Source organism: Stenotrophomonas sp. STEN023, assembly GCF_056760135.1.
This window is the reverse complement of the sequence record NZ_JBRREF010000016.1, coordinates 25,463-40,464: the sequence shown is the minus strand read 5'-3', so window position 1 is coordinate 40,464 and position 15,002 is coordinate 25,463. Positions and strand designations below refer to the sequence as shown.

The following is a 15,002-nucleotide window of genomic DNA, read 5'->3' as shown; positions in this document are numbered from 1 at the left end:
CACAAGCAAAGAGCCAAGAGCCAAGAGCCCCCCTCATCCGCCCCTTCGGGGCACCTTCTCCCGCAGGCGGGAGAAGGAACTGCCAAACACAGCCAAGCAAAGCAGGAGCAAAGCAGAGCAGAGCAAAGCAAAGCAGAGCAGAGCAGGAGCACAGCAGAGCAGAGCAGGAGCACAGCAGAGCAAAGCACAGCACAGCACAGCAAAGCACAGCCAACGTCGAACGTCGTGCTTGCTGATTCAGCCCTGCACGTTGCCGCTGGTGCCCAAAGCCAATCGCCGCTGCCACAGCGCATGCATGCCGCGCGCAGCCAGGTCTTCCGGATGGCGTTGCACGCCGATGCCCCAGGAAATCAATGCCTGCGCATACAGAGCCAGCAAGCGGTCACTGCCAATCAGGTGTACCTGCGACAAGCGCGGGCTGTGTTCGAGTACGCCTGAAGACAGTATCTCGTGACCTATCAGCAGACCGGACAGGTACGAAGGCAAGGCGCTGGCTTCCAGCTGGTTGAACAGGCCCAGCGTGCGCACACCGAACAGGTGATGCAGAAGTCCGCCCTTGTGGCGGCTGCGCTTGAGGCCGCTTTCAAACGCCCAGGCATCAAAGCGGCTGTCGTCTTCGGGCATCAGCTTGCCCAGCAGGCTGTGGTTGCGCAGCACCGCGTACAACTCGCCCGTCATCGCCGTGGTCAGGCGACGTATCTGGCCATCGGCAATCGAAACCCATTTGCTATGCGTGCCGGGCAGGCAGACAACATGATTGCCACGCGGCAGCACTGCCAACAACGCGGCCAACTGGGTTTCTTCGCCGCGCATGACATCGGGTACGGCGTCGCTGTTGGTGTCACTTATACCTGGCACGATCCATAGCGCGCGCCCAGCCAAGACGGGTGCCTGCAGTGGCACCAGGGCTGTGGCGAGGTCGTCGATGCCGGCAGGGCAGGGCAGATAGGGTACCTCCTGCCAACCGCTGCGGCTGCCGACCATGCCGGACAGGATCAACAACGGCTCATTCCAGCCGGCAATCTCTTCTGCCAGCACCGTTTCAAACTGTCCGGCACTGGCTTGCAGGCCGCGTTCGCTGCGGCGGCGCTCGCAGACATGGCCGTTCTCATCCAGGCGGTACAGGCGCAGGCTGCTGGTGCCCCAGTCGACGGCGATCATGACAACTCCACGCGGTCCACGCATGCCTTCAATTGCGGTTGCTCCCAGACAAAAATACCGCCCGCGCTGGGCTGCGCGCTCAATGCAGCGGCATCCAGGCCGATGCGGGCACTGCTGATGTACAGCGCGCCCGGCGCAAGCACGCAGCAGGAAGCGTGCTGGGTGGGAATCCGGATCTCCTGCTCGATGCGGCCATCAGCGGAATAGCAGCTGACCCGGCCCGCGCCCCACTGTGCGTTCCAGACACGGCCGTGGGGGTCGACCACTGCGCCGTCAGGCTCGATGCCAGGTTCACTCACGCTGGCAAATGCCCTCAGTTCTTCAACCTGCGCGCTGTGCGGGTCATAGCGCCCAGTGATGATGTTGGCTTGTGGCGAGTCGCAGAAATAGATGCGCGCACCGTCCGGACTGAAGCAGATCGCGTTTGGAATCGTCGCAGGTGGCAGCGGCAGAAGACGCAAGCCCTTACCGGCGCTCCATTGGTAGAAGCTGCCGCCGCGGCGTCCGTCGGCGTAGTCGCTCTTGGTGCCGAACACGAAGTTGCCGTGGCGGTCGGCGCGACCATCATTGATGCGGGTATTGGGATTGTCTGCTTCCACCGGGCTCAGTAGCTGCAGCTTGAGCTCGCTGTCCTGCAACTGTGCTTCCGGGTCGGCAACATACAAGCCGTTGGCCAGGCCCAACAGCAGGCGGCCGTCACTTGCCAATGCGAGGCAGCCCAGCGGTTCATGCAGCTGCCACTGGTGGCTGCGCTTGCTGGCCGGATCGTAGCGCCACAGCCGCCCGGCGAGAATATCGGTCCAATACAGCACATTACGGCGGTCACACCAGAGGATGCCTTCGCCCAGTTCGCAACGGCTGTCCACCAGCAGCCGTGCGTCTGCCACGGCCGGCTCCAAGGTCTGTGCACTCACCACTCGGCCACGCTGCCGTCGCTGTGGCGCCACAGCGGATTACGCCAGCGCGGCGGATGCTTGCTGGCTTCGATCAGGCGCGCTTCGTCGATCTCCACGCCCAGGCCCGGCTTCGGCAGGGCTGCGATGCAACCGTCCGCATCACAGGCGAAGTCGTCCTTGTTGATGACGTAGTCCAGCAGGTCTGCACCTTCGTTGTAGTGGATGCCGATGCTCTGTTCCTGCAGCACCGCGTTGTGGGCAACGAAGTCCAGCTGCAGGCAGGCAGCCAGCGCCACTGGGCCGAGCGGGCAATGCGGTGCCAAGGCGACGTCGTGCGCTTCGGCCATGGCGGCGATCTTGTGGCATTCGCTGATGCCGCCAGCATGCGACAGGTCAGGCTGCAGGATGGCCAGGCCGCCGGCTGCCAGCACCGGCTTGAATTCGGTGCGCGAGTACATACGCTCGCCAGCGGCCAGCGGAATGCTGCTGATCTCCGACAATGGGCGGTAGTACTCCCATTGCTCCGGCAGCACCGGTTCTTCGACGAACAACGGACGGTATGGTGCCAGTTCCTTCAGCAGCACCCGCGCCATCGGTGCACTCACCCGGCCATGGAAGTCGATGCCGAAATCCACGCTGTTGCCGAGGGCGTCGCGGATGGTGGCGACTTTCTCGATGGCGGTGTCGACGGCGCGCGGGCTGTCGATCAGCTTCAGTTCTTCGGTGCCGTTGAATTTGAAGGTGTCATAGCCCAGTGACTTGTAGTGCCGCATCTGGTGGACGATATCGGCCGGGCGGTCACCGCCAACCCAGCGATAGGTTTTCATGCGGTCACGTACCAGGCCGCCGAGCAGCTGGTAGACCGGCACGCCAAGTGCCTTGCCCTTGATGTCCCACAGCGCCTGGTCGATGCCGGCGATGGCACTCATCAGGATCGCGCCGCCGCGGTAGAAGCCACCGCGGTACAGCACCTGCCACAGGTCGTTGATGCGGGCCGGGTCCTTGCCGATCAGGTAGTCGCCGAGTTCATGTACGGCGGCCTCCACGGTGGCGGCGCGGCCTTCGATCACCGGTTCGCCCCAGCCGCTGATGCCTTCGTCAGTCTCGATCTTGAGGAACAACCAGCGCGGCGCAGCCTGGTAGGTGGTCAGACGCACGATCTTCATGCCGAGTAGTCCAGGTAGGCCTGGCGGAACGCACGCGCGTTGTCGCGGGTGGTCTGCACCGATTGGCCGGGTTGATAAAGGTCACCGCCGGTGCCCGCACCCTGACAACCAGCGGAAAGATAGCTGGCCAGGGTTGCGGGGGAGACGCCACCGACGGCGAAAAGAGGTACCGGCGGCAGCACGCTGCGCAGGGCGCGTATCAGTGCTGGGCCGTGAATGGATGCGGGGAACAGCTTGAGCATCTGCGCACCCGCGCGCAGTGCCTGGAACGCCTCGCTGGCGGTGGCGAATCCTGCCGCCACCAGCAGCCCTTCGGCAACCGCGCGCTGGATCAGCTGCGGGTCGGTATTGGGGGTGACCATCAAGCGGCCGCCGGCACGCAACAGCGCGTCGATATGCTCAGGCAGGACCACCGTGCCGGCGCCGATGCAGGCGTGCTGGCCGTGGCGCTGCACGCTGCGCTGCACACTCTGCTCCCAGCCCGGCGAGTTGCTGGGAATCTCGATCGCGTCGAAACCTTCCTCGACCAGTGCATCGACATGCGCATCCACCTCGCTGGGGGTGATGCCGCGCAGGATGGCGATCAGGGGCAACTGGAAGGGCAGGCTGGTCATGTCAGTCGTGGTAGACCTGTGAGCGGCCGCCATCGATCAGGATGTCGGTGGCGTTGATGAAGCGGGCTTCGTCGCTGGCCAGGAACAGCGCGGTATACGCCACTTCTTCCGGGCTGCCGATGCGGCGCGGTGGCAGCAGCGCGGTCTGGCGTTCGCGCGCACCGGGCTCGCGCTCGAACCAGGCTTCGATGCGCGGCACCAGGATCAAACCCGGCGATATCGAGTTCACGCGGATGCCTTGCGCGGCGTACTCGATGCCGAGCGAGCGGGTCATGCCGATCAAGGCGTGCTTGGCCACGGGATACGGGAACGCGCCAGGAATGATCTTGTGCCCATGCACCGAGGCGATGTTGACGATGGCACCGGCCTGTTGCGTGACCATGCCGGGCAGCACGGCCTTGCAAAGCTGCCAGGCGCCTTCCAGGTTCAGTGCAAAGCAGCGTTGCCACTGCGCGTCATCCAATGCCAGTGGATCGGAGAACACATCGGCGCCGGCATTGTTGACCAGCACATCGATGCGGCCGTGGCGGGCGAGGGTGGCTTCGACCAGGGCGCGCATCGCGGCGGCATCGGTGATGTCGCCCTGCAGCAGCTCGAAACCGTCGGCGTAGGAGGGCGTCAGGTCGATGCCGATCACCTGCGCGCCTTCGTTGACGAACAGGCGGGCGATGGCCGCGCCGATGCCACTGGCGGCACCGGTGACCACCGCCACCTTGCCGGTCAGGCGCCCACTCATCGCTGGCCTCCTGCTTGGCAAACGCAGTACCTGCCCGCGCTGCTGGCGCTGGCTGATCGTGAAACCTTCATCCCTTTCTCCCTGAAGCCTGCTGTCGGTACTGGCCGCGCCGGCCCGACGGGGCGGCAGCGTTGCTGACGGAAGCGTGGCATAGCCTTGCCTGAGAACCTATGTGCGACAAATGAAATTTTTGTCGTAATGTATTCGCTGGGCGAATAGCTACTCAGTCGAGGGGATCGGCACGCATGGTTCAACCCACCACCGGCTGGTTCAATGCCACCCGTTTGAAGACCCGGCATCTATTGCTGTTGCTGCATCTCTACGAGCAGCGTTCGGTGCTGCGCGCGGCCGAGGCGGCCAATATGACCCAACCGGCGGCGTCCAAGCTGCTGGCCGAAATGGAAGACCTGTTGGGCGTGCCGCTGTTCGAGCGGCATGCGCGCGGGGTCGAGCCGACCTGGTATGGGCAGGTGCTGATCCGCCGCGCGCGCTCGGCACTGTCGGAGATTGGCCGGGCCCAGGACGAGATCGCCGCGCTGCGCAGTGGACGCACCGGCCAGGCGGCGATCGGCACCGTGGTCAACCCCGGCACCAACCTGGTGCCGCAGGCGGTGGCCGCGCTCAAGCGCGACTTCCCCGACATCCTGATCCGGATCGAAATGGACTACAGCCGGCCGCTGGTGGCCAAGCTGCTCGACGGCCAGCTCGACATCGTGGTCGGCCGCATCATGGGTGCCGAGGGCAGCAGCGAGTTGGAGTTCGAACCGTTGGCGGACGAGCCGCACTCGGTGATCGTCCGTGCCGGCCACCCCTTGGCCGGGCGCAAGCGCGTCAGCTACGGCGATCTGGTCGAGTACGGCTGGATCATGCCGCCCGATGGCAGCGTGCTGCGCTCACGGCTGGACGCGGTGTTCCTGGAACATGGGCTGGTGCCGCCGCAGAACATCGTCGAGACCACCTCGCTGCCAGTCACCATCCATCTGCTGCGGCACAGCGACATGTTGACCGCGCTGCCGGCCGAGTCGGTCGCGCCCTACCTGCAGACCGGGCAGATGCTGGTCCTGCCGATCGCGCTGGACGTGCGCATGGAGTTCTTCGGCATCATCCGCCGCCGTGACCAGTTGCTGTCTCCCGGCGCCGAGCGCGTACTTGAGGCCTTGCGGCTGACCGCGCGGCGCTTGTATCCACCGGTCGCCTGAATCGGGGTATTCACTTCCGATATACATCCTGCGCATTTTTTCATTGGTCGGGAATGTATGCCCGCGCCTATGCTCGCCGCCGTGGTGGTCAATGACCATCGGTATCAGGGTCGGTGGTCGCAGGCACAGGGGATGCAGGCGAAGCCACCGGCAACGAAGGATGTGAAGAGCGGTTAGTCGAGTGCCTTGCCATTGCGGGGTGCATTAGTACGCGGTTTTCAATCTGCTTCACCTGGTGCCAAAGGCGCAATGACGTCGGTGCTGGGAAAAACCAAATCGTCGCCATGTGTCCTGGGAGGGAACACTCATGTCAACGTTCCAGCGCCGCCTTACGGTGGCCAATAGTGCGCGCCGTCGTGCGTGTACCGGTCTGCAACCCACTGTGCTTGCCCTGAGTGTCGCGCTGCTGTTGTCCGCAGCTGCACAGGCGCAGGACGCCGTGCCCGCCAAGGCCACCGAGCTCGACAAGGTCCAGGTCACCGGCACCCGTGGCAGCCTGACCAAGGCGCAGGTGATCAAGGAAACCAGCGACCAGATCGTTGATTCGATCGTGGCCGAGGACATCGGCAAGCTGCCTGACAACAACGTCGCCGAAGCCCTGCAGCGCATCACCGGCGTGCAGATCACCCGCAACAAGGGCGAGGGCAGCGACATCATGGTGCGCGGCCTCACCCAGGTGCGCAGCGAGCTCAATGGCCGTGACATCTTCACCGCAAACAGTGGTCGCGCGCTGAGCTGGGAAGACGTGCCGGCCGAACTGCTGGGCGGCGTGGATGTCTACAAGAACCCCAGCGCCGAGCTGATCGAAGGCGGCCTCGGTGGCCTGGTCAACCTGCGTACGCGCATGCCGTTCGACCAGGAAGGCATGAAGCTGTCCGGCAGCTTCACCGTCAACAAGTGGGACCTGCGCGATTCGGTGCAGCCGTCGGCCTCGTTCCTGTTCTCCAACCGCTGGAACACCAATGCCGGCGAGTTCGGCCTGCTGTTCAACGTTGCCCATCAGGAAGGCCAGTACCGCGAAGACCGCATCAACATGGGCAGCTACCTGGCCTATGACGATGTGCCCGGCTACGAAGGCAAGGAAGTGGTGGTGCCAAGCGAAGTGGGCATGTACAGCCACTTCGGTGACCGCGAGCGCGACGGCCAGTACATCGCCCTGCAATGGAAGCCCAACGACGACATCGAGTTGTACGCCACCGGCCTGCGCTCGGACTACAAGTTCCGCAACCGCGAATACAGCGTGCGCGTGGGCAACCTCAACAACAACACCCAGGATCTGGTGAACTGGTCCGGCAACGGCTGGGGCTTCGTCTCGCCGAGCATTCCCGGCTATGAGAACTTCAACGACCCCTTCGGCTTCGATGGCAACGGCGAGTTCCAGTACGGCACCTTCAATAATGCGCTGGTAACCACCACTTCGCGCATGGATTGGCGCAACTCGGTCACCACCGATCTTGCATTGGGCGGCAAGTGGCAGGTCAATGACAACTTGCACCTATCCACCGATTTCCAGTACATCGATGCCACCACCGAGAGCGTCAACTATTGGGTTGACCTGCTGGCCGGCCAGGTGGATTCGGATGACTGGCGCGGCTGGTCCGGGCTGTACGGCGTGCCGCCGGTACGCGTGGACATGACCGGCAAGTACCCGACCGTGACCGTGCTGGACCGTGACACCGGCAAGCCGATCGACGGCTACATGAGCGACATCAGCAACTACGGTGGTTGGTACTCGCATCTGGACAAGCGCGACAACAACGACGCCGATCAGTTCTCCTGGCGCGCCGACCTGCGCTGGGATTTCCTCGACAGCGACCTGCTCAACGACCTGCGCATGGGCGTGCGTTACACCGACCGTTCGGCCATCACCCGCAGCTCGGGCTGGAACTGGCAGAAGATCGCTCCGGCCGGCACTGACAATGCCTGGGGCAGCTTCTCGGCAGCACCGTTCAAGGACTACCCGGACGCCTGCTACCGGCTGTTCCCGTTCACCGACCATTTCCGTGGTGCCAGCGGCCTGCCGACCGGCTACGTCGCCTGCGACCAGATGGTTGCTGATTACGAGAACACCGTGCGCATGTTCGGCCACGATCCGGTTGCCTACAACCCGACCACCGACATCCGCGACTACACCGAGAACACCTATGCCGCATACGCGATGCTGCGCATGGGCCAGGACGACGCGCGCTTCCCGTGGGATGCCAACGTTGGCGTACGCGTGGTGCGTACCGAAACCTCGGTCAAGGGTTACGAGCTGGCACAGAACTCGCCATCGAACGAGGTGGCGAAGATCGACGTCACCAACTCCTATACCGATGTCCTGCCGAGCCTGAACTTCCGCATGTTCCTGACCGACAGCCTGCAGTGGCGCATTGCCGCCTCGCGTGCGATGTCGCGCCCGGACTTCGATCTGCTCGACCCCTACGTCTACCTCAACGACACCTTCTTCGACTTCAACACCGGCGGTGTGTCCTATGCCAGCCGTGGCAATCCTTACCTGAAGCCGATGTATTCCAACCAGTTCGATACCTCGCTGGAATGGTACTTCGGTCAGGGCTCGATGCTGTACGGCACCGCGTTCTACAAGAAGGTGAAGGGCTTCTACTACTACGACACCATCGCGGCCAACTACTACGACGCCAACTTCGACGTGCCGCTGGAGGGCTCGACCACCGGCGAGACCCGTGCCTGCGTCAGCGCCGAGTGCGTGCGTGAGTTCCAGTTGCAGACGCGTTCCAATGGCAAGGACGGCAAGATCAAGGGCCTGGAGCTTGGCTACCGCCAGTTCTTCACCTTCCTGCCAGGCGCGCTTGATGGCCTGGGGTTCGAAGCCAACTACACCTACGTGGACAGCAAGGCGCCAGCACCCGATGCCGCCGGCACCGATGGCGTGGAGATCTCCTACCTGCCGTTGGAAGGCCTGTCCAAGAACAGCTACAACGTGGTGCTGATGTACGAAAAGTCCCGCGTCTCGTTCCGCGCTGCCTACAACTGGCGTGATACCTGGCTGGTCACCACGCGTCCGCCGAATGCCGGCCACGTGCCGCAGTACCACGACGCCACCGGCCAGTTGGATGCATCGCTGCGCATCAACCTCAACGAGATCTGGTCGCTGACGATTGACGGCACCAACCTGCTCGACGAGGTGCGCTCGGACTACTACGGCAGCAGCAGTCGTCCGAATGGCTGGTACATCAATGATCGCCGTTACGGCATGAGCATCCGGGCCAACCTGGATCTGTAAACGCGGCTTGGGTAGACGGAGGTGCGGTATGGCAGCTATCAGGCGCTTCAACACAGGTAGCACGCAGCGGCAGGCGGCTACCAGCAGCGCAGGATATCTGCGGCGATGGTTGGCGGCAGCGGCACTGCTGCTGCCAACCGTGGTCTGCATCCCGGCGGCACAGGCTGCTGCGGAGCCTGAGTACCAATGGCACAACGTCGCCATCGGCGGCGGTGGCTTCGTCACCGGGCTGGTCTTCCACCCGCAGCAACAGGGGCTGCAGTACGCGCGCACCGATATCGGTGGCGCCTACCGCTGGGAGCCGGCGCAGCAGCGCTGGCAACCCCTGCTGGACTGGATGGACGCCAGCGACCAGGGCCGTTTCGGCGTGGAAAGCATGGCCGTCGATCCGGCCGACCCCGAGCGCCTGTACATGGCGGTGGGCACTTATCTGCACGCGCGTGGCAGCAACGGCGTGATCCTGCGTTCGAACGACCGCGGGCAGAGTTTCCAGCGCACCGAACTGCCGTTCAAGATGGGCGGCAATGAACTTGGCCGCGCCAACGGCGAGCGCCTGGCGGTGGACCCGAACGACGGCAAGGTGCTGCTGTTCGGTACCCGCGCCAACGGCGTATGGCGCAGTGCCGACGGTGGTATCAGCTGGAGCGAGTTGACGTCGTTCCCGGCAATCGCCAAGTCCACTGCCGCCACCGCGCAGAGTTGGGGCGGTGCGCAGGCCATCGGCGTGGCCTTCATCAATTTCGAACCAGACAGCAAGGGTGGCGACGGCGCATCGCGCACGGTGTACGCCGGCGTCTCGACCCAGCAGACCGCGCTGTACCGCTCCGACGATGCCGGCAACAGCTGGCAGGCAGTGCCGGGCCAGCCGACCGGCTTGCGTCCCAACCACATGGTGCGCGACAGCCTGGGCCGCTGGTTGCTGAGCTACGGCGACCAGCCCGGCCCCAACACCATGAACAACGGTGCGCTGTGGCGCTTTGATCCGCGCGACGGTGCATGGACCGACATCACCCCGGTACCGCAGTCCACCGACCTGCAGGGCGATGGCTTCGGCTGGGGCGCGGTGGCGGTGGACCCGCAGGACCCGCAGCGTATCGTCGCCAGCACCTTCAACCGCTTCGCGCCGCACGACGACATCTTCCGCAGCGTCGATGGCGGCCGCAGCTGGACCGCGCTGTCCACGCGCGCCGACTTCGACCACTCCTATGCACCGTGGACCGGGGAAGCGCGGCCGCATTGGATCGGCGTGCTGGCGATCGATCCGCATGATCCTGGCCACCTGCAGTTCGTCACCGGCTACGGCATCTGGGATACGCATGACCTGTTGCGCTTCGACGAAGGCAAGCGACTGACCTGGCGTTTCCCGCTGGCCGGCTTCGAGGAGACCGTTCCGCTGGCGCTGGTCAGCCCGCCGCAGGGCGCGCATCTGGTCAGTGGCCTGGGCGACATCGACGGCTTCGTGCATGACGATCTGGATACGCCACAGCAGCGGTTTGCCGGCGTGCGCTTCTCCAATACCGAGAGTCTTGCCTATGCCGGGCAGGCACCGCAGCTGATGGTGCGCACCGGCTACTTCCATGACCGCCCTGAAGGCACGGTGCGCGCGGCCTGGTCGAAGGATGGCGGGCGCAGCTGGACGGCATTCGCGCACGAGCCGCCCGATGGCGAAGGTGCGGGCCGCATCACCCTGGCCGCCGATGGCAAGCGGGTGATCTGGCAGACCCGCAATGGCGGCCATTGGCTCAGTGCCGATTTCGGCGGCCGTTGGCAGGCGGTGAAAGGCCTGCCGAAGAATGCGGTGGTGGAAGCGGACAAGCTGGAGGCCGGCGTGTACTACGGCTTCGATCCGGTCAGTGGCGCGCTGTATGTCAGTGGCGACGGCGGCGTGGAATTCCGTCAGGCCGAGGCCGGCGTCGGCGCGGTGGGTGATTGGTTCCGTGCCGAGATCCGGCCCAATCCCTGGCAGGCCGGAGAGGCCTGGGTCGCCGCCGGTTGGCGTGGCCTGTTGCACTGGTCGCCGGGCAAGCTGCGCCGAGTGGAAGGCCTGGACAACGTGTTCTCGGTCGGCTTGGGCAAGCCGCTCAAGGACGGTGACGCACCGGTGCTGTTCGTGTTCGGCGAGATGGCCGGCAAGCGCGGCCTGTACCGTTCCGACAACGGTGGCCGCCGCTGGACCCGCATCGACAACGACGCGCAGCGCTTTGGCGGCGTGATCCGTCACGTCACCGGTGATACGCGTATTCCCGGCCGCGTCTATTTCGGCACCGAAGGCCGTGGCATCTGGTACGGAGAATCGAATTGAAACCGTTGTTCGCAGTGATGGGCCTGGCAGCGTTTGCCAGCAGTGCACAGGCAGTGGAGCTGCCGCGGGTGTTCGCCGACGGCATGGTGCTGCAGCGTGACCAGCCGCTGCCGGTATGGGGCAAGGCTGCACCGGGAGCACAGGTACGCATCGATTTCGCTGGCAGGCAGGTGACGGTGAAGGCCGCCGCTGACGGCAACTGGCGCGCGCAGTTGGCCGCGTTGCCGGCTGGCGGTCCGTATGTGCTGAGCATCGACGACAAGGCTGCGCCCAAGCAGCTGCGTGACGTCTACGTCGGTGAAGTGTGGCTGGCCTCGGGCCAATCCAACATGGAATGGCCACTGGCGCAGACCGATGGCGCCGAGGCGGCGATCGCCGCTGCCAATGATCCGCTGATCCGCCATTTCAAGATTCCCAAGTCGTGGGCCGGCGCACCGCAGTGGCAGCTCAATGGCGGCGACTGGCGGCAGGCAACCCCGCGCACTGCCGGCGACTTCTCGGCAGTGGCGTATTACTTCGCACAGCAGCTGCGTGCCCGCACCGGTGTTGCGGTCGGCATCATCGACAGCACCTGGGGTGGCAGTCCCATCGAAGCCTGGACCGACGCAGCAACGCAGGGCCTGGACAGCGCTGCGCTGGCCGCGCAGGCGGCTGCACTGCGCGAGGCCGACACCAAGGCATTGCAGGTAACCCACGCCAACCTCGCGCGCTGGCCGCAGCTGCCGGCCGATGCCAGCCACTGGCATGAGGCCGAGGTCGATGCGACACAGTGGACCACCATCACTGTCCCCGGCCTGTGGGAAGGCCAGGGCTGGAATGGCATGGACGGCGTTGCCTGGTGCCGCGCCAGCTTCCGCCTCAGTGCCGATGAAGCCGCCAGCGGCGTGACCCTGGGCGTTGGCCGCATCGACGACAGCGATACCACCTGGGTCAACGGCCAGCAGGTCGGCGAAACCAAGTTGCAGTACAACCTGGCGCGTCGCTACAGCGTGCCCGCGTCCGCATTGCATGCCGGGCTCAACCATGTCGCCGTACGCGTGCAGGATTTCGGCGGCGGTGGTGGCATCCATGGCGAAGCCAGCGAAGTATTCGTGCAGCCACAGGGTGCCGCCGCGCGTGCACTGGATGGCTGGAGCTTCCGCGTCGAGAGCGCACAGGTCGCGCTGGTCGATGACAAGAACCAGCATCCAAGCCTGCTCTATAACGCGATGATCCATCCGCTGCAGGATTACGGCGTACGCGGCGTGCTCTGGTACCAGGGCGAAGCCAATGCCAACACCTTGCTGCAGGCGCAGAACTACCGGCAGCAGTTCCCGGCGTTGATCACGCAATGGCGCACACAGTGGAAGGCACCTGCGCTGCCGTTCCTGTGGGTGCAGCTGGCGCCGTTCTCGTCCGGTGCGGACCAACGCGATGCGGACGATGTGGCGCTGGAAAGCCCGTGGGCGCTGCTGCGTGAATCGCAGGGCGCGACATTGTCATTGCCGGCCACCGCGCAGGTGGTGATCACCGACGTTGGTGATGTGCACGACATCCACCCGCGCAACAAGCGCACCGTTGGCGATCGTCTGGCGCTCGCCGCAGGGAAGCTGGTTTATGGCGACAGCACGGTGATTGCGTCCGGCCCGGGCTACGTCGGCCATGACCTGCAGGGCAGCAGCGTGGTGCTGCGTTTCGACGCGGGCGCTGCGCCATTGCAGGTAGGCGGTGGCGGTGAACTGAAGGGCTTTGAGGTTGCCGGCAGTGATGGGCATTTCCATCGCGCGCAGGCACGCATCGATGGCAACCGGGTGATCCTGCAGAGCAGCGCAGTGAAGGCGCCAGTGGCCGCACGTTACGGCTGGAGTGATACCGCGCAGGGCGCCAACCTGACAGGTGCCACCGGCTTGCCGGCGTCGCCTTTCCGCACCGGGCCATGACGGCATCGCTCTTCTGTACCGGGCCATGACGGCCCGGGTTCCCTGCAAGAAGCAAGAGGAAACGACCATGAAGCTGACTTCCCAACGTTCCGCGCCGGTCACCGGCGGCCTGCTCGCAACCGCGATGGCATTGCTGTTGGCTGCCTGTGGCAGCGCCAACCCGGACGCACCGGCAGCGCAAGGCGGCGAAACCAAGCCTGCAGCCGCGACCTCGGCCACTGCAGCGGAACTGCCGCGCGTGGTCACCGAGAATGGTCGCCATGCCTTGTTCGTCGATGGCAGGCCGTTCCTGATCCTCGGCGCGCAGGTCAACAACTCCAGCAATTACCCGCAGGCGCTGGACGATGTATGGCCGGCCATCGAGCTGGTCAAGCCGAATACGGTGATGGTGCCGGTGGCCTGGGAACAGGTGGAAGCCAAGGAGGGCAGCTTCGACTTCTCCTTCGTCGACACTCTGCTGGAGCAGGCCCGCGACAAGAAAGTGCGGTTGATACTGCTGTGGTTTGCCACCTGGAAGAACAACGGGCCGAACTACGCGCCGGAGTGGGTGAAGCTGGACAACCAGCGCTTCCCACGCGTGATCACCGCCGACGGCCGCACCCTCAACTCCTTGTCGCCGCATGCACCGGCAACCCTGGAGGCCGACCGCAAGGCCTTCGTGCAGCTGATGCGTCACCTCAAGGCCAAGGACCCGCAGCACACCGTGATCATGGTGCAGCCGCAGAACGAGCCGGGCACCTATGGCAGCGTGCGTGACTTCTCGCCGCTTGCGCAGAAGGATTTCGATGCGGCCGTGCCCGAGGCCTTGCTGAACAAGCTGGGCAAGCAGCCGGGGACGTGGCGCGACGTGTTTGGTGCCGATGCCGACGAATTCTTCCATGCCTGGCATATCGCCCACTACATCGACCAGGTCGCCGCCGCCGGCAAGGCCGAGTACAAGCTGCCGATGTTGGTCAATGCAGCATTGCGCGGCCCGTTCAACCCGGGCCAGCCCGGCCAGTACGCCAGCGGTGGCCCAACCGACAACGTGCTGGACGTGTACAAGGCAGCAGCGCCGAACATCGACCTGCTGGCGCCGGACATCTACATGCCCGAGTACACGATGTACACCACGGTGCTGGAGCGCTATTCGCGTGCCGACAATCCGCTGTTCGTCGCCGAGACCGGCAACCGCGCCGAGTACGCCCGCTACCTCTTCTCGACGCTGGGCCATCAGGGCATAGGCTGGTCGCCGTTCGGGATCGATTACTCCAAGTACAGCAACTACCCGCTCGGTGCCAAGGACATCAATCCGGCCGCATTCGAGCCGTTCGCTCTGAACTACCGGCTGCTGACGCCGGCGGCCGAGGTGATCGCCAGGGCCAGCTTCGAGGGCAAGGTGCACGGCACCGCCGAGGAGCCGGGGCAGGGCACGCAGACGCTGAAGATCGACGACAAGTGGAATGCGGTCATCACCTACGGCGTGCCGCAGTTCTGGTTCCAGGGTGTGCCGCCGGGCAATCCGGAGCCGATTGGGCGCGCCTTGGTGGTGCAGCTGGGGCCGGATGAGTTCCTGCTGACCGGCGCGCATGCCCGCATCAGCCTGGTGGCCGCCGACCCGGCAGTCGCCGCACGGCAGATCTATCACTCGGTCGACGAAGGCACCTACGTCGATGGGCAATGGCAGTTCCGCCGTCGTTGGAACGGCGATCAAACCGATTACGGGCTCAACTTCTCCGATGCCACCCAGCTGTTGCGGGTGAAGTTGGCGACGTACTGAGCACTT

At 64.8% G+C, this 15,002-nt stretch carries 10 protein-coding genes; 5 read left to right on the top strand and 5 right to left on the bottom strand.

Annotated elements, in window-relative coordinates:
• Nucleotides 1–237: 237 nt before the first annotated feature.
• Genes ACVOLV_RS06810 through ACVOLV_RS06790 form a run of 5 tightly spaced genes read right to left on the bottom strand, consistent with a single transcriptional unit; the run spans nt 238 to nt 4,573 of the window.
• Nucleotides 238–1,161, bottom strand: a complete 924-nt coding sequence (locus ACVOLV_RS06810; RefSeq protein WP_481553726.1) for a 2-dehydro-3-deoxygalactonokinase — start codon at nt 1,159–1,161, stop codon at nt 238–240.
• Nucleotides 1,158–2,048, bottom strand: coding sequence for an SMP-30/gluconolactonase/LRE family protein (locus tag ACVOLV_RS06805; RefSeq protein WP_481553725.1), 891 nt, complete (start codon nt 2,046–2,048; stop codon nt 1,158–1,160). Before ACVOLV_RS06805 ends, ACVOLV_RS06810 begins: the two co-directional genes overlap by 4 nt.
• A 23-nt stretch (nt 2,049–2,071) precedes the next feature.
• Complete coding sequence (dgoD, locus tag ACVOLV_RS06800) at nt 2,072–3,223, bottom strand: galactonate dehydratase (protein ID WP_481553724.1); 1,152 nt, start codon at nt 3,221–3,223, stop codon at nt 2,072–2,074.
• Nucleotides 3,220–3,837, bottom strand: a complete 618-nt coding sequence (locus ACVOLV_RS06795) for a 2-dehydro-3-deoxy-6-phosphogalactonate aldolase (RefSeq protein ID WP_481553723.1) — start codon at nt 3,835–3,837, stop codon at nt 3,220–3,222. Before ACVOLV_RS06795 ends, dgoD begins: the two co-directional genes overlap by 4 nt.
• 1 nt (nt 3,838) lies before the next feature.
• Nucleotides 3,839–4,573, bottom strand: coding sequence for an SDR family oxidoreductase (locus ACVOLV_RS06790; RefSeq protein WP_481553722.1), 735 nt, complete (start codon nt 4,571–4,573; stop codon nt 3,839–3,841).
• Between the two features lie 245 nt (nt 4,574–4,818).
• Between ACVOLV_RS06790 and ACVOLV_RS06785 the strand changes: the two genes are divergently transcribed.
• The 5 genes from ACVOLV_RS06785 to ACVOLV_RS06765 all read left to right on the top strand — a co-directional run bounded on the left by ACVOLV_RS06785 (nt 4,819) and on the right by ACVOLV_RS06765 (nt 14,996).
• Complete coding sequence (locus tag ACVOLV_RS06785; protein ID WP_481553721.1) at nt 4,819–5,772, top strand: LysR substrate-binding domain-containing protein; 954 nt, start codon at nt 4,819–4,821, stop codon at nt 5,770–5,772.
• Nucleotides 5,773–6,079: 307 nt separating this feature from the next.
• Nucleotides 6,080–9,016, top strand: coding sequence for a TonB-dependent receptor (locus tag ACVOLV_RS06780; protein ID WP_481553720.1), 2,937 nt, complete (start codon nt 6,080–6,082; stop codon nt 9,014–9,016).
• A 28-nt stretch (nt 9,017–9,044) separates the two neighbouring features.
• Nucleotides 9,045–11,318: a cellulase gene (locus tag ACVOLV_RS06775; protein WP_481553719.1), complete on the top strand. Its 2,274-nt coding sequence runs from the start codon at nt 9,045–9,047 to the stop codon at nt 11,316–11,318.
• A gap of 17 nt (nt 11,319–11,335) precedes the next feature.
• Nucleotides 11,336–13,237: a sialate O-acetylesterase gene (locus ACVOLV_RS06770; protein WP_481553772.1), complete on the top strand. Its 1,902-nt coding sequence runs from the start codon at nt 11,336–11,338 to the stop codon at nt 13,235–13,237.
• A gap of 67 nt (nt 13,238–13,304) precedes the next feature.
• On the top strand, nt 13,305–14,996 hold the full coding sequence (locus ACVOLV_RS06765; protein ID WP_481553718.1) for a DUF5597 domain-containing protein: 1,692 nt from the start codon (nt 13,305–13,307) through the stop codon (nt 14,994–14,996).
• Nucleotides 14,997–15,002: the final 6 nt, after the last annotated feature.